This window comes from Streptomyces sp. NPDC001536, assembly GCF_042894505.1.
Classification (GTDB): Bacteria; Actinomycetota; Actinomycetes; order Streptomycetales; family Streptomycetaceae; genus Streptomyces.
This window is the reverse complement of the sequence record NZ_JBIAVQ010000009.1, coordinates 255,171-277,965: the sequence shown is the minus strand read 5'-3', so window position 1 is coordinate 277,965 and position 22,795 is coordinate 255,171. Positions and strand designations below refer to the sequence as shown.

Annotated in this window: 20 protein-coding genes; 13 read left to right on the top strand and 7 right to left on the bottom strand. The window is 71.3% G+C overall.

All coding sequences use genetic code 11. The features are described from left to right. The first annotated feature begins 21 nt into the window (after positions 1-21). The gene (locus ACFY0U_RS25255) at positions 22-1,794 is read left to right on the top strand and encodes an acetyl/propionyl/methylcrotonyl-CoA carboxylase subunit alpha (protein ID WP_388639377.1); all 1,773 of its coding nucleotides are present in this window, start codon (positions 22-24) and stop codon (positions 1,792-1,794) included. 90 nt (positions 1,795-1,884) lie between these two features. Here the strand turns inward: ACFY0U_RS25255 and ACFY0U_RS25250 are convergent, their stop codons facing one another. Both ACFY0U_RS25250 and ACFY0U_RS25245 read right to left on the bottom strand, forming a co-directional pair. After that, a complete protein-coding gene (locus ACFY0U_RS25250; protein ID WP_388639376.1) occupies positions 1,885-2,577 on the bottom strand; it encodes a hypothetical protein in 693 nt (230 codons plus the stop codon). A 127-nt stretch (positions 2,578-2,704) separates the two neighbouring features. Next, complete coding sequence (locus tag ACFY0U_RS25245) at positions 2,705-3,691, bottom strand: LuxR C-terminal-related transcriptional regulator (RefSeq protein WP_388639374.1); 987 nt, start codon at positions 3,689-3,691, stop codon at positions 2,705-2,707. Positions 3,692-3,914: 223 nt separating this feature from the next. Here ACFY0U_RS25245 and ACFY0U_RS25240 point away from each other — a divergent pair, with 223 nt between their 5' ends. Further along, positions 3,915-4,457: a TetR/AcrR family transcriptional regulator gene (locus tag ACFY0U_RS25240; protein WP_388639630.1), complete on the top strand. Its 543-nt coding sequence runs from the start codon at positions 3,915-3,917 to the stop codon at positions 4,455-4,457. 93 nt (positions 4,458-4,550) lie between these two features. On the opposite strand, the gene ACFY0U_RS25235 is transcribed toward ACFY0U_RS25240, so the two are convergent. Next, a complete protein-coding gene (locus tag ACFY0U_RS25235; protein ID WP_388639628.1) occupies positions 4,551-5,471 on the bottom strand; it encodes a DeoR/GlpR family DNA-binding transcription regulator in 921 nt (306 codons plus the stop codon). A 214-nt stretch (positions 5,472-5,685) separates the two neighbouring features. Further along, a complete protein-coding gene (locus tag ACFY0U_RS25230) occupies positions 5,686-7,134 on the bottom strand; it encodes an NAD(P)H-quinone dehydrogenase (protein WP_388639372.1) in 1,449 nt (482 codons plus the stop codon). Positions 7,135-7,309: 175 nt separating this feature from the next. Between ACFY0U_RS25230 and ACFY0U_RS25225 the strand changes: the two genes are divergently transcribed. The 4 genes from ACFY0U_RS25225 to ACFY0U_RS25210 all read left to right on the top strand — a co-directional run bounded on the left by ACFY0U_RS25225 (position 7,310) and on the right by ACFY0U_RS25210 (position 11,936). Then, the gene (locus tag ACFY0U_RS25225; protein ID WP_388639370.1) at positions 7,310-7,747 is read left to right on the top strand and encodes a gamma-glutamylcyclotransferase; all 438 of its coding nucleotides are present in this window, start codon (positions 7,310-7,312) and stop codon (positions 7,745-7,747) included. A 112-nt stretch (positions 7,748-7,859) separates the two neighbouring features. Further along, complete coding sequence (locus tag ACFY0U_RS25220; RefSeq protein ID WP_388639369.1) at positions 7,860-8,684, top strand: purine-nucleoside phosphorylase; 825 nt, start codon at positions 7,860-7,862, stop codon at positions 8,682-8,684. 295 nt (positions 8,685-8,979) lie between these two features. Continuing rightward, a complete protein-coding gene (locus ACFY0U_RS25215) occupies positions 8,980-10,611 on the top strand; it encodes a phospho-sugar mutase (protein ID WP_388639367.1) in 1,632 nt (543 codons plus the stop codon). A 143-nt stretch (positions 10,612-10,754) separates the two neighbouring features. Further along, positions 10,755-11,936: a hypothetical protein gene (locus ACFY0U_RS25210; RefSeq protein WP_388639366.1), complete on the top strand. Its 1,182-nt coding sequence runs from the start codon at positions 10,755-10,757 to the stop codon at positions 11,934-11,936. 33 nt (positions 11,937-11,969) lie between these two features. Here ACFY0U_RS25210 and ACFY0U_RS25205 read toward each other — a convergent pair whose 3' ends face one another. Beyond that, positions 11,970-13,634: a hypothetical protein gene (locus ACFY0U_RS25205; protein ID WP_388639364.1), complete on the bottom strand. Its 1,665-nt coding sequence runs from the start codon at positions 13,632-13,634 to the stop codon at positions 11,970-11,972. Positions 13,635-13,749: 115 nt separating this feature from the next. Beyond that, a complete protein-coding gene (locus tag ACFY0U_RS25200; protein WP_388639362.1) occupies positions 13,750-14,373 on the bottom strand; it encodes a PH domain-containing protein in 624 nt (207 codons plus the stop codon). Positions 14,374-14,589: 216 nt separating this feature from the next. Here ACFY0U_RS25200 and deoC point away from each other — a divergent pair, with 216 nt between their 5' ends. Genes deoC through ACFY0U_RS25185 form a run of 3 tightly spaced genes read left to right on the top strand, consistent with a single transcriptional unit; the run spans position 14,590 to position 17,901 of the window. Further along, a complete protein-coding gene (gene deoC, locus ACFY0U_RS25195; RefSeq protein WP_388639626.1) occupies positions 14,590-15,549 on the top strand; it encodes a deoxyribose-phosphate aldolase in 960 nt (319 codons plus the stop codon). Positions 15,550-15,554: 5 nt separating this feature from the next. Beyond that, a complete protein-coding gene (locus tag ACFY0U_RS25190; protein WP_388639360.1) occupies positions 15,555-16,991 on the top strand; it encodes an aldehyde dehydrogenase family protein in 1,437 nt (478 codons plus the stop codon). Next, on the top strand, positions 16,984-17,901 hold the full coding sequence (locus ACFY0U_RS25185; RefSeq protein ID WP_388639358.1) for an aldehyde dehydrogenase family protein: 918 nt from the start codon (positions 16,984-16,986) through the stop codon (positions 17,899-17,901). Before ACFY0U_RS25190 ends, ACFY0U_RS25185 begins: the two co-directional genes overlap by 8 nt. A 67-nt stretch (positions 17,902-17,968) precedes the next feature. Here the strand turns inward: ACFY0U_RS25185 and ACFY0U_RS25180 are convergent, their stop codons facing one another. Further along, positions 17,969-18,376 (bottom strand): hypothetical protein, encoded by a 408-nt coding sequence (locus ACFY0U_RS25180; protein ID WP_388639356.1) that lies wholly within the window; start codon positions 18,374-18,376, stop codon positions 17,969-17,971. A gap of 293 nt (positions 18,377-18,669) precedes the next feature. Between ACFY0U_RS25180 and ACFY0U_RS25175 the strand changes: the two genes are divergently transcribed. The 4 genes from ACFY0U_RS25175 (at position 18,670) to ccrA (ending at position 22,677) form a co-directional block, all read left to right on the top strand. Continuing rightward, positions 18,670-19,401 (top strand): response regulator transcription factor, encoded by a 732-nt coding sequence (locus tag ACFY0U_RS25175; RefSeq protein WP_388639354.1) that lies wholly within the window; start codon positions 18,670-18,672, stop codon positions 19,399-19,401. A gap of 187 nt (positions 19,402-19,588) precedes the next feature. Continuing rightward, positions 19,589-19,852, top strand: a complete 264-nt coding sequence (locus tag ACFY0U_RS25170) for a phosphopantetheine-binding protein (protein ID WP_388639352.1) — start codon at positions 19,589-19,591, stop codon at positions 19,850-19,852. A gap of 3 nt (positions 19,853-19,855) precedes the next feature. After that, on the top strand, positions 19,856-21,304 hold the full coding sequence (locus ACFY0U_RS25165) for a methylmalonyl-CoA mutase family protein (RefSeq protein WP_388639350.1): 1,449 nt from the start codon (positions 19,856-19,858) through the stop codon (positions 21,302-21,304). A gap of 29 nt (positions 21,305-21,333) precedes the next feature. After that, positions 21,334-22,677, top strand: coding sequence for a crotonyl-CoA carboxylase/reductase (gene ccrA / locus ACFY0U_RS25160; RefSeq protein ID WP_388639348.1), 1,344 nt, complete (start codon positions 21,334-21,336; stop codon positions 22,675-22,677). The last annotated feature ends 118 nt before the right edge of the window (positions 22,678-22,795 follow it).

Below are 22,795 nucleotides of genomic sequence, written 5' to 3'. Positions count from 1 at the left end.
TTCAAGGAGGGAGCCTCAATCGTGCGCAAGGTGCTCATCGCCAACCGTGGCGAAATCGCTGTCCGCGTGGCCCGGGCCTGCCGGGATGCCGGCATCGCGAGCGTGGCCGTCTACGCCGACCCGGATCGGGACGCTCTGCATGTCCGCGCCGCGGATGAGGCGTTCGCCCTGGGTGGTGACACCCCGGCGACGAGCTACCTGGACATCGAGAAGGTCCTGAACGCGGCGCGCGAGTCGGGTGCGGACGCCATCCATCCGGGCTACGGATTCCTGTCCGAGAACGCCGAGTTCGCTCAGGCGGTCCTGGACGCCGGCCTGATCTGGATCGGCCCGCCCCCGCAGGCCATCCGCGACCTGGGTGACAAGGTGGCCGCCCGGCACATCGCGCAGCGCGCGGGTGCCCCGCTGGTCGCCGGTACGCCGGACCCGGTCTCCGGCGCGGAGGAGGTCGTCGCCTTCGCCGAGGAGCACGGTCTGCCGATCGCCATCAAGGCCGCCTTCGGTGGCGGCGGTCGCGGTCTGAAGGTCGCCCGCACCCTCGAAGAGGTGCCCGAGCTCTACGACTCGGCGGTCCGTGAGGCCGTCGCCGCGTTCGGCCGCGGCGAGTGCTTCGTCGAGCGCTACCTGGACAAGCCGCGGCACGTGGAGACCCAGTGCCTGGCCGACTCCCACGGCAATGTGGTCGTCGTGTCCACGCGTGACTGCTCGCTCCAGCGCCGCCACCAGAAGCTGGTCGAGGAGGCCCCCGCGCCCTTCCTCTCCGAGGCCCAGGTCGCCGAGCTGTACTCGTCCTCGAAGGCCATCCTCAAGGAGGCCGGCTACGTCGGCGCCGGCACCGTGGAGTTCCTCGTCGGCCTCGACGGCACGATCTCCTTCCTGGAGGTCAACACCCGCCTCCAGGTGGAGCACCCGGTCACCGAGGAGGTCGCCGGCATCGACCTGGTGCGCGAGATGTTCCGCATCGCCGACGGCGAGGCGCTCGGCTACGACGACCCGGAGCTGCGCGGCCACTCCTTCGAGTTCCGCATCAACGGCGAGGACCCGGGCCGCAACTTCCTCCCGGCCCCCGGCACCGTCACCGTCTTCAACGGCCCGTCCGGCCCGGGCGTCCGCCTGGACGCCGGCGTCGAGTCCGGCTCGGTCATCGGCCCCGCCTGGGACTCCCTGCTGGCCAAGCTGATCGTCACCGGCGCCACCCGCGAGCAGGCCCTCCAGCGTGCCGCGCGTGCCCTGGAGGAGTTCCAGGTGGAGGGCATGGCCACGGCCATCCCGTTCCACCGCGCGGTCGTCAAGGACCCGGCGTTCGCCCCGGAGCTGACCGGCAGCGAGGACCCCTTCACGGTCCACACCCGCTGGATCGAGACCGAGTTCGTCAACGAGATCAAGCCCTTCGCCGCCCCCGCCGACGCGGAGACGGACGAGGAGCCGGACCGCGAGACGGTCGTCGTCGAGGTCGGCGGCAAGCGCCTCGAGGTCTCCCTGCCGTCCTCGCTCGGCATGTCCCTGGCCCGCACCGGCCTCGCGGCGGGCGCCAAGCCCAAGCGCCGCGCGGCCAAGAAGTCCGGCCCCGTCGCCTCCGGCGACACCCTCGCCTCCCCGATGCAGGGCACGATCGTCAAGATCGCCGTCGAGGAGGGCCAGGAGGTCAAGGAGGGCGACCTGGTCGTCGTCCTGGAGGCCATGAAGATGGAACAGCCGCTCAACGCGCACAAGTCCGGCACCATCAAGGGCCTGTCCGCGGAGGTCGGCGCCTCGCTCACCTCGGGCGCGGCGATCTGCGAGATCAAGGACTGATTTCGAGCAGCCGTACGACATCCCGGAGCGCCCGGCGGACTGGAGCAGTCAGTCCGCCGGGCGCTCCGGCTTTCCCCCGAGGTGGATGGACTAGGAGATGCGGGTCCAGCCGGTGCCGTTGCGGGCGACGACCAACCCCGCCGCGCCGAACCCGACGGCCAGCATCACGAAGGATCCGACGGTCAGGACCGCGATGCCGGTCACGAAGCCGACCACGTTCAACGGCATGGACAGGATCAGCACCCAGGCCGCCCAGGCGGGCACGATCCGGCCGCGCAGCAGGGCGACGCCGAGCAGGATCGCGCCGACGACATGGGCGGCGACGAAGTAGAGCGACGGGACGGCGTTCACCACCAGCTCGTAGGTGCCGTCCGTGACACCGACCAGCGCTTCCTGGCTCACCCCCTTCTCCAGCCCGCCGAGGGCGACCTGGTCGAGGGAGGGTGTCGTGGCGATGGCCAGCAGACCGGTGCCGAACACGGCCATGCCCCACAGCCCCAGCCTGGGGGAGCGCGTCATGGCCAGCAGCCCCACCGCGAGCGTGCCGGGCACCAGCAGGAGCAGCCCGAGCGCCCAGCCCCACAGGGACAGCTGGATCAGGGCCTTGTCCTCGGCGATGGCGGCGACGATCTCCTTCGTCGAGTCGTCGGTCCCGTACGGCAGCACCCCCACCGTGACCGCCAGCAGCAGCGGTCCGAGCACGGCCGAGCCGGCCAGCAGCAGGCGGCCCCTCCGCGAGGCCTCCTTGTCGGTGACGGTCGGTGGCTGCGACGTCGTGGTCATGAGAGTCCCCCTTGGCGGCCTGCCCCCGTGCGGAGCGCCTCGTACCAGTGAAGCGACGGGGCGCGGCCGATGACCATCCGTCAATTGTGACCGGTCGCGACATGTCGCGTATATCGCATGGGTCGGCTCAGTCGGTGAGCAGTCCCAGATCCCGCCCCCTGCGCAGCAGCGCCGCCGTGTGGCCCGCCTCCAACTTGCGGTGCAGGGAGGCGATATAGCCCCGCACGGTGGTCGGGGACAGGCCCATCCGGCGGGCCGTCTCGGTCGGTGTGCACCCGCTGTCGAGGTGGTGCAGCGTCCGGTACTCCTGCTCGGTGACCCCGACCAGCCGGGCGGCGCTCCGACCCCGGGCGAGGTCACGGAGCAGGAGCAGGGCGGGCAGCCCCGGGGCGGCCGGGGGAATGTGCCGCACCTCGACCTCGCGGGCGGTGAAGCCCCCGGCGCCGAGGCGGGGATCGCCCTGGACGAGGGCCAGCAGCTGGGCGGCTACGGTGTTCAGCGGCTCGGGCCTGCCGCTGTCGCCGATCGCCGCGACACCCCGCCCCTGGCCGCCGACCAGTTCCAGGGCGGTGGCACAGAGCGCGAGCAGCCGCTGCCGCTCGGCGAACCGCCGTTCCAGATCGGCGAGTTGGAGCTGAGCGAAGGCGAGCAGGTCACGGTCCCGTTCGGTGAAGTCGCCGCCGGCCCGGACCAGTGCGTACCCCTCGACGGCCGCCCCGGCCGAGCCGGCGGTGGCCACCAGGTGCCGGCGCAGCCCGAAGGGGCGGAAGTCCAGGTTGTAGCAGTGGGTGCGGTGCCACTGGCGGTCGCCGACGACATCGCTGACCCGCCAGGCCTCGGCCGTGGGTGTCTCCAGCATGATGTCGGTCAGCGGGTGGTCCAGGGGATGGTCGTAGATCACCATCGGATCCGCGTGGAAGGAGTCCTCCGGCAGCGACAGCGCGGACACCTCGGCTCCGTCGAGCGAGAGCCGGTATGCCTGTCCCGCGTCGGCGGGGATCAACTCCATCAGCGCGGACAGGGCCCGCTCCCTCAGCTCCTGCGCGGAGGCGACCTCTTCCAGGTCGCCCGCGAGCATGAGCACGCGCCGCGCGTCCGCACCGGCGATCTCCATAAGCACTCTCCCGGCGCTGCTCTCGCCATGAGAAGTCCTGAGATGTCGGGGGAAACCACACGACGTACTCCCCCGAGACGAAGGTACGGCCTCAGCGCGGCCCGGGGAGCCCGGTCGGGCATGCTGCGATGGCATCCTTGAAGCACACCGGGGGCGTGAGAGAGGGCAGGTGGGAGCCATGGGGAACCAGGAGGCCACGGCGACGGCCGCGCCGACGCGCGCCATGCGCGCGGACGCCCGCCGCAACCACGACCGCCTCCTCGCCGAGGCCCGCACCGCCTTCGCCGCCCACGGCGCCGAGGCATCCCTGGAGGATGTGGCCCGCCGCGCGGGCGTCGGCATCGGCACCCTCTACCGCCACTTCCCCAACCGCAACGCCCTGTTGAGCGCGGTCTTCGAGGACGCGGTGAACGACCTGCTGGCTCGATCCCGAGAGCTCCTGACCGACCCGAACCCCTGTGCGGCCTTGGTGACGTGGCTGCGCGAGATGGTCGCCCAGGCAGGCGAATACCGGGGCCTGGCCCGCGCCCTGATGTCCGTGCCGTCCGACAACACCTCGGCCCTGGCCCGGTGCAGCGACCCGATCCGACAAGCGGGCAGCGCACTACTGGCACGCGCGCAGAAGGCGGGTGCGGTCCGCGAGGACGTGGCGATCGGCGACCTGCTACAGCTGACGCACGCCATCGCACTGGCGGCGGAAGAGTCGCCGACAGACCCGGACCTGGCGGACAGATTGCTACGACTGACGCTGCGGGGACTCACCTAGGGGCGCGGGGAACTGCGCGACCAGCCACAACGAACCGGCACCCGCGCAGCAACCGCAACCCCCTACGGCGAATAGGCGAACCCGAACCCGAACCTACCGCCGCCGCATATCCGCGACCCGCGCCGCCCGCTGCTCCGCCCCCGCCGCCGGCTCACTCAGAACCGACGTCGCCCGAAGCCCCGCCCCGGCGGAGCCGGCCGGCACCCGGCGTGGCCCCGGGAGGGACACGTCCCGGCGAGCCTGGCGCGGGGGGACCGAATCACTCCCCGAACCCCCGGCGACAGCGATCTGCACACCCTGGTCGGCCAGCGCCTGCAACTCCGTGGCCGCACGGTCGTCGTGCGCCGGAGGCTCGTCGGTCACCAGCCGTGTGATCACATCCGTGGGCACGGTCTGGAACATCGTGTCCGAACCGAGCTTGGTGTGATCGGCGAGGACGACGACCTCCGCGGCGGCCTGCACCAGCGCCCGGTCGACGGAGGCCGACAGCATGTTGGACGTGGACAGCCCGCGCTCGGCGGTGAGTCCGCTCCCGGACAGGAAGGCCCGCGAGACCCGCAGCCCCTGAAGGGACTGCTCGGCACCGGAGCCCACCAGCGCGTAGTTGGAGCCCCGCAGCGTGCCGCCGGTCATGACGACCTCGACCCGGTTGGCATGGGCCAACGCCTGAGCCACCAACAGGGAGTTGGTGACGACGGTCAGCCCGGGTACGCGAGCGAGCCGACGGGCCAGCTCCTGTGTCGTCGTACCCGCCCCGACCACGATCGCTTCGCCCTCTTCGACGAAGTTCGCGGCGAGGTCGGCGATGGCCGTCTTCTCGGCGGTCGCGAGATGTGATTTCTGCGGAAAGCCGGACTCCCGCGTGAACCCGCCCGGCAATACCGCACCGCCATGCCGGCGGTCGAGGAGTCCTTCTGCCTCCAGTGCGCGCACGTCCCGCCGTACGGTCACTTCGGAGGTCTGGACGACGCGGGCGAGCTCACGGAGCGATACGGCCCCGTTAGCTCGCACCATTTCGAGGATCAATTGGCGACGTTCTGCAGCGAACACGAAACTGACAGTAACCCCAACGACCGTCTGCTTTCAGCAGTATGCGCCGAATAACAGAAGTTGTTCGCACAGAAGGGTCGGAAGTGGTATAGGGCCTACGCCCCCCGACTATGCCGTACGAATGGTCGACAACTCCCTGTGACCAGCGGGGAGTCGGTTTCGGCCGCCGGCACCCGTCCTAGCTCTCGCCCGTCTCCTTACGGGTGTGGAGCTGGCGTGCGACCTCGGCGATCGAGCCCGAAAGAGACGGGTACACGGTGAAGGCGTTCGCGATCTGCTCGACGGTCAGGTTGTTGTCGACGGCGATCGAGATCGGATGGATCAGTTCCGAGGCGCGCGGCGAGACGACCACACCGCCGACGACGATGCCCGTGCCGGGACGGCAGAAGATCTTGACGAAGCCGTCGCGGATGCCCTGCATCTTGGCGCGCGGGTTGCGCAGCAGCGGGAGCTTCACGACCCGGGCGTCGATCTTGCCCGCGTCCACGTCCGCCTGTGTGTAGCCGACCGTGGCGATCTCGGGGTCGGTGAAGACGTTGGAGGAGACCGTCTTGAGGTTCAGCGGGGCCACCGCGTCGCCGAGGAAGTGGTACATGGCGATACGGCCCTGCATGGCGGCCACGGACGCGAGGGCGAAGACACCGGTCACGTCACCGGCGGCGTACACACCGGGAGCGGTCGTCCTGGACACCTTGTCGGTCCAGATGTGCCCGGACTCGCGCACCTTGACGCCGGCCTCCTCCAGACCGAGGCCCGCGCTGTTGGGGATGGCGCCGACGGCCATGAGGCAGTGGGAGCCGGTGATGACCCGGCCGTCGGAGAGGGTGACCTCGACCCGGTCGCCGACCCGCTTGGCGGCGGCGGCGCGGGAGCGGGCCATGACGTTCATGCCGCGGCGCCGGAAGACGTCCTCAAGGACGGCGGCGGCGTCCGGGTCCTCACCGGGCAGCACGCGGTCACGGGACGACACGAGGGTGACCTTGGAGCCGAGCGCCTGGTAGGCACCGGCGAACTCGGCACCGGTGACACCGGAACCGACCACGATGAGCTCCTCGGGGAGCTCGGTGAGGTCGTACACCTGCGTCCAGTTGAGGATGCGCTCGCCGTCGGGCTGGGCGTCGGGCACCTCGCGGGGGTGGCCGCCGGTCGCGATGAGGACGGCGTCGGCGACGAGGGTCTCCTCGGTGCCGTCGGCGGCCTGGACGACGACCTTGCGGGAGCCGTCGAGGGCCTGCATGCCCTCAAGGCGCCCACGGCCGCGCAGCACACGGGCGCCGGCGCGGGTGACGGAGGCGGTGATGTCGTGCGACTGCGCGAGCGCGAGCCGTTTCACACGCCGGTTGACCTTCCCGAGGTCCACGCCCACGACCCGGGCGGCCTGCTCCAGGTGAGGAGTGTCGTCGGCGACGATGATGCCGAGTTCCTCGTACGACGAGTCGAAGGTGGTCATCACCTCGGCCGTAGCGATAAGGGTCTTCGACGGCACGCAGTCGGTCAGCACCGACGCTCCGCCCAGACCGTCGCAGTCGACGACGGTCACCTCCGCGCCGAGCTGCGCTGCCACCAGCGCCGCTTCGTATCCGCCGGGTCCGCCACCGATGATCACGATCCGAGTCACATGCTCCATTGTCCCGCACGCCTCAAGGTGCTACTGCCCCGGGGCCGCAGGACGGTTCATCTTGTTACTTACGGGACGGAGGAGGCGGACGGGTCCCGCCGGGTACGGCACGGCGAAGGCGGGCGGATGGCGTTACGTCCGGGACGGCGGAGGCCGGTGAGCCGACTGCCGTACCCTCTCCCCCATGTCGCTCTACGCCGCGTACGCCGGCAACCTCGACGCGCGGCTGATGACCCGCCGCGCACCGCACTCGCCGATGCGCGCGACCGGCTGGCTCAACGGATGGCGGCTGACCTTCGGCGGCGAGCAGATGGGCTGGGACGGCGCGCTCGCGACGATCGTCGAGGACCCCGAGTCCCAGGTCTTCGTCGCGCTGTACGACATCGCGCCCCTGGACGAGGACTCGATGGACCGCTGGGAGGGTGTCGGTCTCGGCATCTACCGCCGGATGCGGGTGCGGGTGCACACGCTGGAGACCGAGGAGTCGGCATGGCTGTACGTCCTCGACGCGTACGAGGGGGGCCTGCCCTCGGCGCGCTACCTCGGCGAGATCGCGGACGCGGCGGAGTCGGCGGGGGCGCCGCACGACTATGTGATGGAACTGCGCAAGCGCCCCTGCTAGCTCTCGTGCTCCGCCGTTCGCCGGATTTCGTTGGAAACGACAAGACAACGATCGGCATCCCGTTCGCTCTGTCATCTACGCGCGTAGGCCGGAACCGGCTACGCTCATCCGCGTGAACGCATCTCTTCTTCCGGACGACATCCAGGGCGATCCCCACGCCGCCGCCGACGCCGCCGCCGCGCGCCTGCGCGAACTGACCGGCGCCGAGACCCACGACGTCGCTCTCGTGATGGGCTCCGGCTGGGCGCCGGCGGTGGACGCCCTCGGCGCTCCCGACGCCGAGTTCCAGGTCACCGAGCTGCCCGGATTCCCGCCGCCGGCGGTGGAGGGGCACGGCGGCAAGGTCCGCTCGTACAAGATCGGCGAGAAGCGGGCCCTGGTCTTCCTGGGCCGCACGCACTACTACGAGGGCCGTGGTGTGGCCGCCGTCGCGCACGGCGTCCGTACGGCCGTGGCGGCGGGCTGCAAGACGATCGTGCTGACCAACGGCTGCGGTGGTCTGCGCGAGGGCATGCGCCCCGGGCAGCCGGTGCTGATCAGCGACCACATCAACCTCACGGCGACGTCTCCCATCGTCGGGGCGAACTTCGTGGACCTGACGGATCTGTACTCCCCGCGTCTGCGCGCCCTGTGCAAGGAGATCGACCCCACGCTGGAGGAGGGTGTCTACGCCCAGTTCCCCGGCCCGCACTACGAGACGCCGGCGGAGATCCGGATGGCCCGTGTCATCGGTGCGGACCTGGTGGGCATGTCGACGGTCCTCGAAGCGATCGCCGCGCGCGAGGCGGGTGCGGAGGTGCTGGGTATCTCTCTGGTGACGAACCTCGCGGCGGGCATGACCGGCGAGCCGCTGAACCACGAAGAGGTCCTCCAGGCCGGGCGCGACTCGGCGACGCAGATGGGCGCGCTGCTGGGCCAGGTGCTGAGCCGCCTGTAGCCGCCGGGCACTTTTCCTCGCCCCCGCCGCCCCTACCCGTCCCATCCCTGGGGGCTGCGCCCCCAGACCCCCGCTTCGGCCCTGAACGGGCCTCGTCCTCAAACGCCGGACGGGCTGGGTTACTCAGCCCCTCCGGCGTTTGAGGAGCGGGGGTCCAGGGGGCAGCGCCCCCTGGGAACGGGGTCGAAGGGGCAGCGCCCCTGGAGGATGGGAACGGGTAAGGGCGGCGGGGGCGAAAACCCGCCCCACGCGCACCCCCACTCACCCGCACACCGACACGAGAGGTTGACCCGACGTGCACGACGATCTCATCGCACGAGCCAAGACCTGGCTGGCCGAGGACCCCGACACGGAGACCCGTGACGAGCTCGCCAAGCTCATCGAGGCCGGAGACGTCACCGAACTCACCGCACGCTTCAGCGGCACCCTCCAGTTCGGCACCGCGGGCCTCAGGGGCGAGCTCGGCGCCGGACCGATGCGCATGAACCGCTCCGTCGTGATCCGGGCCGCCGCGGGTCTCGCCGCGTACCTGAAGGGCAAGGGCCAGACCGACGGCCTCGTCGTCATCGGCTACGACGCCCGCCACAAGTCCGCCGACTTCGCCCGCGACACCGCGGCCGTGATGACCGGCGCCGGCCTCAGGGCCGCCGTCCTGCCCCACCCCCTCCCCACCCCCGTCCTGGCGTACGCCATAAGGCATCTCGGCGCGGTCGCCGGCGTGGAGGTCACCGCCAGCCACAACCCGCCCCGCGACAACGGCTACAAGGTCTACCTCGGGGACGGATCGCAGATCGTGCCGCCGGCCGACGCGGAGATCGCCGCGGAGATCGACGCCGTGCGGTCCCTGAACGACGTACCCCGCCCGGACGCCGGCTGGCAGACCCTCGACGACTCCGTCCTCGACGCCTACCTCGCCCGTACGGACGCGGTGCTGGCGGAGAACTCCCCCCGCACCGCCCGCACCGTCTACACGGCGATGCACGGCGTCGGCAAGGACGTCCTCCTCGCCGCCTTCGCCCGCGCGGGCTTCCCGGAGCCGGTGCTCGTCACCGAGCAGGCCGAGCCCGACCCGGACTTCCCGACCGTCGCCTTCCCCAACCCGGAAGAGCCCGGCGCGATGGACCTCGCCTTCGCCAAGGCCCGCGAGACGGACCCCGACCTGATCATCGCCAACGACCCGGACGCCGACCGCTGCGCCGTGGCCGTCAAGGAGGGCGGCGAGTGGCGGATGCTGCGCGGTGACGAGGTCGGCGCGCTGCTCGCCCAGCACCTCGTGCGGCGCGGCGCCCGGGGGACCTTCGCCGAGTCCATCGTCTCCTCCTCCCTCCTGGGCCGGATCGCCGAGAAGGCGAACCTCCCCTACGAGGAGACCCTCACCGGCTTCAAGTGGATCGCCCGTGTCGAGGGCCTGCGCTACGGCTACGAGGAGGCCCTCGGCTACTGCGTCGACCCGGACGGCGTACGGGACAAGGACGGCATCACCGCCGCTCTGCTCATCACGGAGCTGGCCTCCGAGCTCAAGGAGCAGGGGCGCACGCTCCTCGACCTCCTCGACGACCTCGCCGTGGAGCACGGTCTGCACGCCACCGACCAGCTGTCGGTCCGCGTCGAGGACCTGTCGGTCATCGCCGACGCCATGCGGCGCCTGCGCGAGCGGCCGCCGACCGAGCTGGCCGGTCTGGCGATCACCAAGGCCGAGGACCTGACGCAGGGCACCGACAAGCTGCCGCCCACCGACGGTCTGCGGTACACCCTCGACGGCGCCCGTGTCATCGTCCGGCCCAGCGGCACCGAGCCCAAGCTCAAGTGCTACCTGGAGGTCGTCGTCCCGGTCGCCGGCCACGCCGACCTGCCCGCCGCCCACGCGAAGGCGACGGACCTGCTGACGACGATCAAGCGGGACCTGTCGGCGGCTGCCGGCATCTGACCCGCCCGTTGGGGTGCCCCGACCGACCGGGGCGCCCCAACGGGTGATTTCGCCGCGTCGGTTGACGCGCGCTCCACGCCTCGGCGCCCGCCCCGGGAAACGGTTGACGGGTATCCCGTCCGCCGAGCCCCGGAGCCGCCCCCGTGTCCTCGACCGCCCCCGAAACCGCCCCCCGCGGCAGCATCCCGGGCAGCCGGCGACCCGAGACCACGCCCGGCCCGCACCCCGTCGTCCACGCGCTGCGCCGCGCGGCCCCGGCCCTCGGCGCCTTCGTCGCCGTACGGCTCGCGGGTCTACTGTTCCTGACGCTGTGGGCCCATCACCAGGACCACGGTGTCTGGCCGATCCTGGCGCGGCAGTGGGACGCGAAGTGGTACCTCGGCATCGCCGACCACGGCTACGCCCACGAAGTCGGCACCAAGGGAAGCAATCTGGCGTTCTTCCCGCTCTATCCGGTCCTGGTCAAGGCGGTCGCGGCCGTCACCCCCGGCACCCGCGCCACCACCGGTCTGTGCCTCGCCGTCGCCGCGTCCTTCGTCGCGGCCTGGGGGGTCTTCGCGGTGGCCGACCGGCTGTACGGGCGCCGGGTCGGGGTCCTGGCCACCGTCCTGTGGGCCGCGTTCCCGGTCAGTCTGGTGCAGTGGATGGGGTACACCGAGTCCTTGTTCACCGCGTGCGCGGCCTGGTCGCTGTACGCGGTGCTCACCCGCCGCTGGCTGTGGGCGGGCGCGCTGGCCGTGCTCGCGGGTCTGACCCGCCCGACCGGTGTCGCGGTGGCGGCCGCGGTCACCGTGACGGCCCTGCTGTCCCTGCGCCGCGGCTTCTCCGTGCGCGCGCTCACGGCGGCTCTCCTCGCCCCGCTCGGCTGGTGCGGGTACATCGCCTGGGTGGGCCTGCGGGTGGGGCGCTGGGACGGCTACTTCGCCGAACAGCGGGTGTGGAGCAACGAGATGGACGGCGGCCGGCGGACCCTGCGGGAGATCCGCCATCTGCTGGTGCGGGACTCGACGCCACATCTGTTCCTGGTGCTGGTGACGCTGGTGCTGATCGCCGCGGTGGCCCTGTTCGCGCTGTCGGCGCGCGACCGCCAGCCCCTGCCCCTGCTGGTCTTCACGGGGGTGACGCTGCTCATCGTCCTGACCAGCGGCGGCGTCTACTTCCCGCGCGCCCGCTATCTGCTGCCGGCCTTCCCGCTCCTGCTGCCGCCAGCCCTGCGGCTTTCCTGTGCCGCCCGCCGCCACCGTGTCCTCGTCCTGACGGCGGCGGTGGCGGGCTCGGTGTACTGGGGCGCGCACATGGTCCTGGTGTGGCCGGGGGCGCCGTGACGCCCCTCTAGCCGGGGGCACCGTGACGCCCCGCTACGGCAGCAGCACCAGGGCCACCGCGAAGACCACCGCCAGGGCGACGGTGAGCGGCCACAGCGGGCGTCCCCGCTCCCGCCGGGTCGCCGGGACGGTCGGCCGCAGCGCGGGGTCCTGCCACATCGCGGTGATCTCGGCGGCGGTGCGCTCGTAGGGGTGGGTCCAGCCCCGCCGCAGCTCCAGCTTCGCCCAGCGGGTGCCGTACATCGTCCAGGTGGGGAAACCGGCCCGGCGGCTGTCGATCTTCAGCTCGGCGCCCTTGCAGCGGACGACGCGGATGTCGTCCCAGGCGATGTGGTGGATACGGCGGAACCCGTTGAACCAGAGGCCCTCGCGGTCGGCGGTGACGCTCCAGGCGAGCCGGTCGGGAAGCATCAGGGCGCCGCCCAGCGCCAGGCCGCCGACGAGGACGTAGCGCCAGAACCAGCCAGACTCGTCCAGGGCGATCGGGACGAACCACAGGACCACCACCACGGCGGTGAGCCGGTCCATCCACCCGGCGCTCCACCGCCGCACGGCCCCGGAGCCGAGCTCGGTCGCCGCCGCCTCGGCGGCCAGCCGGCCCAGCTCCTGGTACGCCGCCTTACGGGTCCCCGCCCGCTTCTCCCCCACGATCCGGCTGCGTCCGAACCGGTCCGACAGCGGCCGTACGGGCCCCTGGGACCGCTCGATCAGCGGCGGCTCGCCGGGCTCCTCGTCGGCGCTGACGAGGAGGATCTCGCCGCCGTCGTAGGGCGTGCCGTACAGGACGGCCTCGCGCAGGGGGCCGGGCTCCTCGTCGTCGACCCGGTCGAGGGCCTCCCGCATCTCCGCCTCGGCGGCCTCCTCGTCGAAGTCGTCGTCGTCCGCCTCCTCGAAGAAGGGCTCGCCCTCGTCGTCCAGCTCCGACATCGAGACGGTGAACAGGGGGCGCAGCGCGCCGAGGTCGTCGGCGGCGTAGACCTCGGTGTCCACGTCGGCGTTCTCCCGTACGAGCACGCGGAGGACGGGGGCGGGCGCGCCGCGCAGGACGGCGGCGCGGCGGCGGCCGAGGAGGCCGGAGAGGACGGCGGTGAGGCCGAGTCCGGTGACGTAGAGGCCCGTCGCCGCGAGCGCGTGGCCGTCTCCGCGTCCGAACGCCGCGACCGCCGCGGCACCGGCCGCCGCCACGGCCAGTCCGAACCAGGCGAGGAGCTTGCCGCGCCGGAACGTCTTGCCCTCGTCCGGCGGTACGGCCGTCGCTCCGCCCGCCGCGGCCAGCGCGGCCGCCCGCTGCCGCCCGCGCGCGACCAGCCGCAGCATGGCGACCGTCCAGACCAGGAGCAGGACCGCGAGCAGAGGCACGCTCACCGCCCGGGGCGCCGGCTGCTGGAGCGGGATCGCGAAGAGCAGAACGGGCACGGAGATCCGTACGACCTCGGGCCGTACCACCAGCCAGACCGCGTGCAGCGCGATGACGGCGGCGACCCACGGGCTCACACTGTCGCTCAGCGCGAGGGCGCCGGAGCCGAGCAGGCCGGCCAGCGCCACCCCGACCAGGACACCCGTGTCGAGCCGCACCGGCACCCACCGGGCCGGTAGGGCCTGTGTCCACCGCCGTGTCTGTTCCCCGTCCCAGGGGAGGCAGCCGTCGGGTATCGCGGAGGCGGGCAGCGGCAGCGGCCGCTGGAGGTTCGTGCTCATCGTCTTCCAGACACTCGGACCACAGGTGTGGTTGCAGTCCTCGGGTCCTGGTTCGGGGCGGCACGCCGAGGTGAGGCCGCATCATCACCCCGGAACCTGTGAAAGGACAGGCCTGTCAGCCGGTTGCGATCAAGATCACCAGCAGGAGCGCCCCCGCGATCGCCGGCGCGAAGATCTCGTACGCCCAGCGCACGGTCACCTCGCCCTGCGCACTGTCCGCTGTGCCGCGCGTCTCCATGAGCTCGCGCAGGTCGTCCATGATCTTGTCGGTCTCGGCCCGGGCGGGTCCGGCGTCGGGAGCGGGCGCGGCGCCGCCGCCTCCGAAGCCGAGCCGCAGTCCGGCGCCGCCGCCGCGCTCGGCGCGCGCGTCCTTGCGCGCCGCCCTCTTGCGGGCGCGCAGCGACACCGGGACGGCCCACAGCTGGAACTTGTCGCCGGACTCGGCGACGACCTCGTTGGAGTAACCGGACCGCAGCGCGGCGGCCTGCCCCCAGGGCAGCACGATCACCCGGAACGGGTTGCGGATGCGCAGGCGGTCCTCGTTGGCGTAGACGGCGGGGCGGACGGTGAAGGCGACGATCAGGGGGACCGCGAGGATCATCGAGGCGAGCGCCAGCCAGGGGGTGCGGTCCTCGCCCTGGACGAGGGCGTCGATGCCGAGCCAGAGGACGATGGCGAGCAGCAGGGCGCCTCCGGCGATGCCTGCGGGTGAGCGGTAGATGCGGTCCTTGGTCGTCATGCGGCGATTGTGCCTCAGTGGTTCATCTTCCCGCCGTGGGGGACCTTGTGTGTGGGCGAGTGCGGGTCGTTCGTGGCTGGTCGCGCCCACGCGGCGGAGCCGCATATTGATACAGTCCCGCGCCCCTTCAGGCCGGACCGGGCTCCCTTGGTCCAGAGGAACCGTTCTTTCGGGGTGTACAGCCGCTACGCGCGTAGATATGCTCGGCTGGTGACCATGCCCACCACTGCATCTCCCGCACACCCGCTTACGGATGTCACCGCGTCCGACAGCACGCTGCGTCGCTTCCTCCACGGGCTGCCCGGCGTCGACGCGGTCGGCCTGGAGGCGCGCGCCGCCTCGCTCGGCACCCGTTCCATCAAGACGACCGCCAAGGCGTACGCCATCGACCTCGCCATCTCGATGGTCGACCTGACGACGCTGGAAGGCGCGGACACCCCGGGCAAGGTCCGGGCGCTCGGCGCCAAGGCGGTCCATCCCGACCCGACCGACCGTACGACCCCCGCGACCGCGGCCGTCTGCGTCTATCCCGACATGGTGCCCGCCGCGAAGGAGGCCGTCGCCGGCTCCTCCGTGAAGGTCGCCTCGGTCGCCACCGCCTTCCCGGCGGGCCGCGCCGCCCTGGCGGTGAAGCTCGCCGACGTGCGGGACGCCGTCGCCGCGGGCGCGGACGAGATCGACATGGTCATCGACCGCGGGGCGTTCCTCGCGGGCCACTACATGAAGGTGTACGACGAGATCACCGCCGTGAAGGAGGCCTGCGGGACCAGCGCCCGGCTCAAGGTCATCTTCGAGACCGGTGAGCTCTCGACGTACGACAACATCCGCCGCGCGAGCTGGCTCGGCATGCTGGCCGGCGCGGACTTCATCAAGACGTCGACCGGCAAGGTGGCGGTGAACGCGACCCCCGCGAACACCCTCCTCATGCTGGAGGCCGTCCGCGACTTCCGCGCCCAGACCGGTGTCCAGGTCGGTGTGAAGCCGGCCGGCGGCATCCGCACCACCAAGGACGCCATCAAGTTCCTCGTGCTGGTCAACGAGACCGTCGGCGAGGACTGGCTGGACAACCACTGGTTCCGCTTCGGCGCCTCCTCGCTTCTGAACGACCTGCTGATGCAGCGTCAGAAGCTGGCCACCGGCCGTTACTCCGGCCCCGACTACGTGACGGTGGACTGATCACCATGGCATCCGCATTCGAGTACGCACCGGCGCCCGAGTCCCGCTCGGTCGTCGACATCGCCCCCTCCTACGGGCTGTTCATCGACGGCGAGTTCGTCGAGGCGGCGGACGGCAAGGTCTTCAAGACCGTCTCCCCCGCCACCGAGGAGGTCCTCTCCGAGATCGCCCAGGCGGGCGAGGCGGACGTGGACCGCGCGGTGAAGGCCGCCCGCAAGGCGTTCGAGAAGTGGTCGGCGCTGCCCGGCTCCGAGCGCGCCAAGTACCTGTTCCGTATCGCCCGGATCATCCAGGAGCGCAGCCGCGAACTGGCCGTCCTGGAGACCCTGGACAACGGCAAGCCCATCAAGGAGACCCGCGACGCCGACCTGCCCCTGGTCGCGGCGCACTTCTTCTACTACGCGGGCTGGGCCGACAAGCTCGACCACGCGGGCTTCGGTGCCGATCCGCGTCCGCTGGGCGTCGCGGGTCAGGTCATCCCGTGGAACTTCCCGCTGCTGATGCTGGCGTGGAAGATCGCCCCGGCGCTGGCGACCGGCAACACGGTCGTGCTGAAGCCGGCCGAGACCACTCCCCTGTCGGCCCTGTTCTTCGCGGACATCTGCCGCCAGGCGGGCCTGCCCAAGGGTGTCGTCAACATCCTTCCGGGATACGGCGACACGGGCGCGGCCCTCGTCGAGCACCCCGATGTGAACAAGGTCGCCTTCACCGGTTCGACCGCGGTCGGCAAGGCCATCGCGCGCCAGGTGGCGGGCACGGACAAGAAGGTCACCCTCGAACTGGGCGGCAAGGGCGCCAACATCGTCTTCGACGACGCCCCGATCGACCAGGCCGTCGAGGGCATCGTCACCGGCATCTTCTTCAACCAGGGCCAGGTCTGCTGCGCGGGCTCCCGGCTGCTGGTCCAGGAGTCGATCCAGGACGAGCTGCTGGACTCGCTCAAGCGCAGGCTCTCCACCCTGCGGCTCGGCGATCCGCTGGACAAGAACACCGACATCGGCGCGATCAACTCCGAGGAGCAGCTCTCCCGGATCACCTCGCTCGTCGAGGCGGGCGAGGCGGAGGGCGCCGAGCGCTGGTCGCCGGCCTGTGAACTCCCCTCCTCCGGCTACTGGTTCGCCCCGACGCTCTTCACCAACGTCACCCAGGCGCACACCATCGCCCGCGACGAGATCTTCGGCCCGGTCCTGTCGGTGCTGAGCTTCCGTACGCCGGACGAGGCCGTCGCCAAGGCCAACAACAGCCAGTACGGCCTGTCGGCGGGCATCTGGACGGAGAAGGGTTCGCGGATCCTGGCCGTGGCGGGCAAGCTGCGCGCGGGCGTGATCTGGTCCAACACGTTCAACAAGTTCGACCCGACCTCGCCGTTCGGCGGTTACAAGGAGTCGGGCTTCGGCCGCGAGGGCGGTCGGCACGGCCTGGAGGCGTACCTCGATGTCTGATCGCAGTGTTGAAAAAGGCGGCTCCGCCGCCGGGCGTCTGAGCGTCTTCAAGACCTACAAGCTGTACGTCGGGGGCAAGTTCCCCCGTTCCGAGAGCGGCCGGGTGTACGAAGTGACCGACTCGAAGGGCAAGTGGCTGGCCAACGCGCCGCTCTCCTCCCGCAAGGACGCCCGTGACGCGGTGGTCGCCGCGCGCAAGGCGTTCGGTGGCTGGTCGGGCGCGACGGCGTACAACCGGGGTCAGATCCTGTACCGCGTCGCCGAGATGCTGGAGGGCCGCCGCGAGCAGTTCGTGCGCGAAGTGGCCGACGCCGAGGGGCTGTCGAAGTCGAAGGCGGCCGCTGTCGTCGACGCGACGGTCGACCGCTGGGTCTGGTACGCGGGCTGGACCGACAAGATCGCCCAGGTGGTCGGTGGCGGTAACCCGGTGGCGGGCCCGTTCTTCAACCTCTCCACCCCCGAGCCGACCGGCGTGGTCACGGTTGTGGCCCCGCAGGAGTCGTCCTTCCTGGGCCTGGTCTCGGTCGTCGCCCCGGTGATCGCGACCGGCAACACGGCGATCGTGATCGCGTCCGAGAAGTCCCCGCTGCCCGCCCTGTCCCTGGGCGAGGTGCTGGCCACCTCCGACCTGCCCGGCGGTGTGGTCAACGTCCTGTCCGGCCGTACGGCGGAGATCGCGACGCCGCTGGCCGCGCACCAGGACGTCAACGCGATCGATCTGGCGGGCGCCGACGACGTACTGGCGAAGGAGCTGGAGATCGCGGCGGCCGACAATCTGAAGCGCGTTCTGCGTCCACAGGCTGTGGATTATTCGGCGGCTCCCGGGATCGACCGCATGACGGCGTTCCTGGAGACGAAGACGGTCTGGCACCCGACGGGTTCGCTGGGGGCGTCCGGCTCGTCCTACTGACGGCCACCGCAGACCGGAGAGCCGCGCCTTCCCACCGTCCTGGGAAGACGCGGCTCTCTGCGTGCCGTCAGCGGTTGTTGAGGATCCCCGCGGCCTGGCCGACCACCGGGATGGCGCCGATGGACTGGGCCTGCGCCACCGGGCCGGTCAGCGCCTGGGTGGCCAGGGGCTGGAAGTCGGCGAGCTGGGTGCCGAGGCCGTTGTCGAGGGGGTCGACGCCGGTGCCGGCGAGGGGGTTGGGCTTGAGGCCGGTGACCGGGCCGGTGACATAGCCGACGGTCGAGGTGAGGCCCTGGAGGCCGGCCTGCGGGTCGATATTGCCCAGCGAGGTGGGGCGGGTGCGCATCACGTCGACGACCGGGTCGGTGTCCGCGGCGGCCGTCGCCGCGCCTGCGCCCAGGGCCACGCCCGCGGTCGCGAGGGCGGCCAGCGCACGCTGGGCGGTGGGGGTGGAGGAGGACGCGTGTCGGGCCATTGCTGCTGCCACCTTCGACTTGCACAAGGTAATCGGGTCGACACGAAGGGTAGTTGAGGTTCGGCGCGCACTCCACCGCCGACCCGCAGACTTCAGAACCGTCCCCATAGGCACGAAAAGTAGCAATCATTTAATGTCGGAATCCGATATGCGGCATTCGAACTATCGACTGAATAACGCCGCTTGACGTACCCTCAAGATCACTTCAAAGCGGGGGCGACACCCCTGCCGCGGTGCGTGAGTCAGATGACCAGCCTTTCGATCAAGGATGGAAATTGAGACCCGGGGGGGCCATGTCCATACACATAGCCGATGTCCAGCAGCACACGCGCGCCACCGAAACCTATTCAAGTCTTGATGATTTCGAACTGGTGCACCCGGTACACACCGACGCCGTCTGCGGGGTTCTTCGCGGCGCCTTCGCCGAAGCACCGCACACCCGGGGCTTCACCCAGTTGACCGGACGCTTCGCCGTCGAGACGATGCATCACCCGCTCTCCGATTTCTCGCGCCTGATCCGCACCGAGATCCTCACCCGCGGGCACACCCTGCGGCTGCTGGCGGACCGCGCCGTCATGACCGACCCCCGCTCCCGCGCCCTGCCGGGCGACGCCCGGGCACGCCAGGTGCAACTGCGCGTCACCGACGCCCCGTTGCCCGACCTGGCCCTGCTGGGGGCCGAGCTCGGCCTGGTGCGGACCGTGACACCGGACGGCCGGCTCCAGATCCTGCTCGCCCGCCGGGAGGCCACCGCGGCCCTGCTCCAGTTCCAGCAGGTGCTGTGGGGCCACGCCGAGGGCCTGACCTCGCCGCGCGTCCGCGAGCTGCACCTGGACGACGTCCAGCGGCAGGTGCTGCGGATGCTCGGCTCCGGCATGAAGGACGACACCGCGGCCCGGCAGATGAACGTGTCCGTGCGCACCTACCGCCGTCATGTGGCCGCCATCCTCAAGTCCCTTGACGTCAGCACCCGTTTCGAGGCGGGGATCAGGGCCGCGGAGTACGGCCTGGTGTCCGCGACCTGACAGCCGCACCCGGGTCCGCACCAGGGCCCGGGGGTGGCAGGTTGCTGCCGACTTTGCCGTCCGGAACCTGTTGCTGCCGCGGCGCGCGGACTTCTAGGTTGATCAGGAAACCAGCACCCCCACCAGGTAATTGACCCCCGTTCTTCCGTGCCCACGCACGGCACCGCGGGCAGAAACGGATGACGGAATGTCCATTGCTTCGGTCACCCTTGCCGAGGTCGAGGCCGCCGTACTCGCCGTGACGGCAGAGGCCCTGAATGTCCCCGAAGTGCAACTCGACGACAATCTTCTGGAACTGGGCGTCGACTCTCTGGTCGCCACCCGGATAGTGGCGGCGCTGCGCACCCGCTTCGGCGCGGACATCCCGCTGCTCAACATCTTCGAATACCCGGAATTGCGCGAATTCGCCATATCGGTCCTGGACACGATCCAAGACGCACCCCAGGAATGACACATGGGCATACCGGGCGAGTTCCCCTACGACGCCGGACTGCACCCGGGCGGATACACCACCCGGCTGTGGACCATGCGCCAGCTCGCGGGCCTCTACAGCGCCGAGAGCACCAACAGCCGCTTCCGCTACCTGCTGGAGATGGGTGAGACGGGCCTCTCGCTCGCCTTCGACCTGCCGACCCAGCTCGGCCTGGACCCCGACGCCCCCGCCGCCGAGGGCGAGGTGGGACGCACCGGGGTCTCCGTCGCCACCGTGGACGACCTGAAGACGGTGTTCAGGGAGATCCCGCTCGACCGGGTCTCGGTCTCGTTCACCATCAACGCCACCGCCCCGATGCTGCTCGCGATGTGGATCGTGGCCGCCGAGGAGTCGGACGTGGACCCCGCCGCCCTGCGCGGCACCCTCCAGAACGAGATGCTCAAGGAGTTCCTCGCCCGCAAGGCGTATGTGTACGACCTCGACACCAGCGTGCGCTACGCCCTCGACGTCGTCGAGTACTGCATGGAGCACCTGCCCGGCGTCAACCCCATCTCGGTCTCCGGCGGGCACGCCCGGGAGGCCGGGGCGGACGCCGCGCTGGAGGTCGCCTGCGCGCTGGCGAGCGTGGACGCCTATCTCGCCGGGATGGTCGAGCGCGGGCACTCCGCCGAGCGGGTCGCGTCCCGGTTCAGCTTCATCTTCGGCACCGACATGGAGGTGCTGAAGGAGGCCGCCAAGCTGCGGGTCGCCCGCCGCCGGTACGCGGAGCGGATGCGGGACCGCTGGGGTGTGACCTCGCCCCGGGCGATGCGGCTGCGCGCCCAGGTCAACACCTTCGGCTCGGCCCTCGCCTACCAGGAGCCCCTCAACAACATCGTCCGGGCCACCCTCCAGGCGGTCGCGGCCGTCCTCGGCGGCACCCAGTCGCTGCACGTGTGCAGCTTCGACGAGGCCGTGCAGACACCCGGCCCGCTCGGCGCCCGGATCGCCCTGCGCACCCAGCAGATCCTCGCCGAGGAGACCGACCTGGCCCGCTACGCCGACCCGCTCGGCGGCTCCCATGTGATCGAGGGCCTCGTCGAGGAACTGGGCAAGGAGGTCGACGACTGGCTGGAGCGGATCGAGGCGCGCGGCGGTGTGGCGGCCTGTATCCGCAGCGGCTGGCTGGAGGGCCGGATCGAGGAGCTCGCCTACCGTGACCCCGGGCCCACCGTGGGGGTGCTGGAGACCTCGCCCTCGGAGTCCGAGCGGCAACTGCTCCAGGCCGAGCTCCACACCACGCCCGGCGGCCGACGGGATGTCGAACGCCCGGACTGCGAACCGGAGTTGACCCGGCTGCGGGACGACGCCCGGGCCGGCCGCAACGTCCTGCCGGCCCTGATCGAGGCGGTCCGGCGGCGGGCCACCATCGGGCAGCTCTGTACCGCCATGCGACCGGCCGACGACCCCTCGGCACCGTCCCCTTCCTGACGCTCCCCCACCCCAGCGGAGTTGCCCTGATGTCTCAACTGATCGACGCGGTCCGGCACGGCGCGGACCCGGACGAGCTGCTGTCCTGCCCGGTGCCGGAGTCCTATCGCGCGGTCTTTCTGCGCCGCGAGGACGAGGACCTGTTCAAGGGGATCGACAGCCGCGACAAGGACGTACGGCGCACCCTGCATCTCGGCGAGGTGCCGATGCCGGAGCTGGCGCCGGACGAGGTGCTGGTCGCGGTGATGGCCTCCGCCGTCAACTACAACACCGTCTGGTCCGCGCTGTACGAGCCGATGTCGACGTTCGGGTTCCTGCGCCGGTTCGCCCGCGAGGGCCACTGGGAGGCCCGGCACGACCGGGACCACCAGGTCGTCGGGTCCGACGCGGCCGGTGTGGTGGTCCGGGTGGGCGGCGCCGTACGGCACTGGGCCCCCGGTGACCGGGTGGTGGTGAACCCGCCGTACATCGACGAGCAGGACCCGGTCGCCCAGCGGGACGGGATGCTGACCACGGGCATGCTCGCCTGGGGGTTCGAGACCAACTTCGGTGCGTTCGGCGACTTCGCCGTGGCCCGCGCCTCGCAGCTCGTGCCGATGCCGCCGCATCTGTCGTGGGAGGAGGCCGCCTGCAACACGCTGTGTCTCGGCACGTCCTACCGCATGCTGATCGGTGACCACGGGGCCCGGATCAGGGCCGGGGACATCGTGCTGGTGTGGGGTGCGGCGGGCGGGCTCGGCAGTTACGCCGTGCAGCTGGTGCGGCAGGCCGGCGGGATCGCGGTCGGGGTCGTGGGCTCGCGCGACAAGGCCGACCTCGTGGACCGGCTCGGCTGCCATCTCGTCGTCGACCGCAACGACGTGGGGCTCGGCGACGACGAGGACGACGCCTCCGCGTGGCGGGCACTGGGCTCGGTCATCCGCAAGGAGCTCGGCGAGGACCCGCACGTCGCCTTCGAGCACGTCGGCAGGTCCACCTTCGAGACCTCGGTGAACGTGGTCCGGCGCGGCGGTGTCGTGGTGACCTGCGGGTCCAGCAGCGGCTACCGGCACGTCTACGACAACCGCTACCTCTGGATGAAGCTCAAGCGGGTCATCGGCAGCCACGGCGCCAACATCGACGAGGCGTGGGAGGCCAACCGCCTGCTCCGCCTCGGCATGGTCGTCCCCGCGCTCTCCCGGGTCTTCCCGCTGTCCCAGGCCGCGGAGGCCACCCGCTCGGTCCAACTCAACGCCCACGAGGGCAAGGTGGGCCTCCTGAACCTGGCCACCACGGAGGGCCAGGGCATCCAGGACCCGGGCCTGCGGGAACGGATCGGCGAAACCCGGCTCCGCCTCTTCCGCGACCACGCGGGGCAGGTGGCCGGGCCGTGAGCACGCCGTACGACAGCATGCCGGGGGTTCGCCGGCGCCCGGCCGCCGGGACATCGGGGGCGGTCGCCGGTGCGGATGCGGACCGATCGCGGCCCTTCCGCGACCGCACCGGGCAGGG

Excerpts from the sequence above, each read along its gene's own strand:
- ccrA (WP_388639348.1), top strand. The coding sequence starts at position 21,334 with ATGTCTCAACTGATCGACGCGGTCCGGCACGGCGCGGACCCGGACGAG.
- ACFY0U_RS25200 (WP_388639362.1), bottom strand. The coding sequence starts at position 14,373 with ATGACGACCAAGGACCGCATCTACCGCTCACCCGCAGGCATCGCCGGA.
- ACFY0U_RS25175 (WP_388639354.1), top strand. The coding sequence starts at position 18,670 with ATGTCCATACACATAGCCGATGTCCAGCAGCACACGCGCGCCACCGAA.
- ACFY0U_RS25235 (WP_388639628.1), bottom strand. The coding sequence starts at position 5,471 with ATGGTGCGAGCTAACGGGGCCGTATCGCTCCGTGAGCTCGCCCGCGTC.
- ACFY0U_RS25180 (WP_388639356.1), bottom strand. The coding sequence starts at position 18,376 with ATGGCCCGACACGCGTCCTCCTCCACCCCCACCGCCCAGCGTGCGCTG.
- ACFY0U_RS25165 (WP_388639350.1), top strand. The coding sequence starts at position 19,856 with ATGGGCATACCGGGCGAGTTCCCCTACGACGCCGGACTGCACCCGGGC.
- ACFY0U_RS25185 (WP_388639358.1), top strand. The coding sequence starts at position 16,984 with ATGTCTGATCGCAGTGTTGAAAAAGGCGGCTCCGCCGCCGGGCGTCTG.
- ACFY0U_RS25190 (WP_388639360.1), top strand. The coding sequence starts at position 15,555 with ATGGCATCCGCATTCGAGTACGCACCGGCGCCCGAGTCCCGCTCGGTC.
- ACFY0U_RS25245 (WP_388639374.1), bottom strand. The coding sequence starts at position 3,691 with ATGGAGATCGCCGGTGCGGACGCGCGGCGCGTGCTCATGCTCGCGGGC.
- ACFY0U_RS25170 (WP_388639352.1), top strand. The coding sequence starts at position 19,589 with ATGTCCATTGCTTCGGTCACCCTTGCCGAGGTCGAGGCCGCCGTACTC.
- ACFY0U_RS25240 (WP_388639630.1), top strand. The coding sequence starts at position 3,915 with ATGCGCGCGGACGCCCGCCGCAACCACGACCGCCTCCTCGCCGAGGCC.
- ACFY0U_RS25250 (WP_388639376.1), bottom strand. The coding sequence starts at position 2,577 with ATGACCACGACGTCGCAGCCACCGACCGTCACCGACAAGGAGGCCTCG.
- deoC (WP_388639626.1), top strand. The coding sequence starts at position 14,590 with ATGCCCACCACTGCATCTCCCGCACACCCGCTTACGGATGTCACCGCG.
- ACFY0U_RS25230 (WP_388639372.1), bottom strand. The coding sequence starts at position 7,134 with ATGGAGCATGTGACTCGGATCGTGATCATCGGTGGCGGACCCGGCGGA.
- ACFY0U_RS25225 (WP_388639370.1), top strand. The coding sequence starts at position 7,310 with ATGTCGCTCTACGCCGCGTACGCCGGCAACCTCGACGCGCGGCTGATG.
- ACFY0U_RS25205 (WP_388639364.1), bottom strand. The coding sequence starts at position 13,634 with ATGAGCACGAACCTCCAGCGGCCGCTGCCGCTGCCCGCCTCCGCGATA.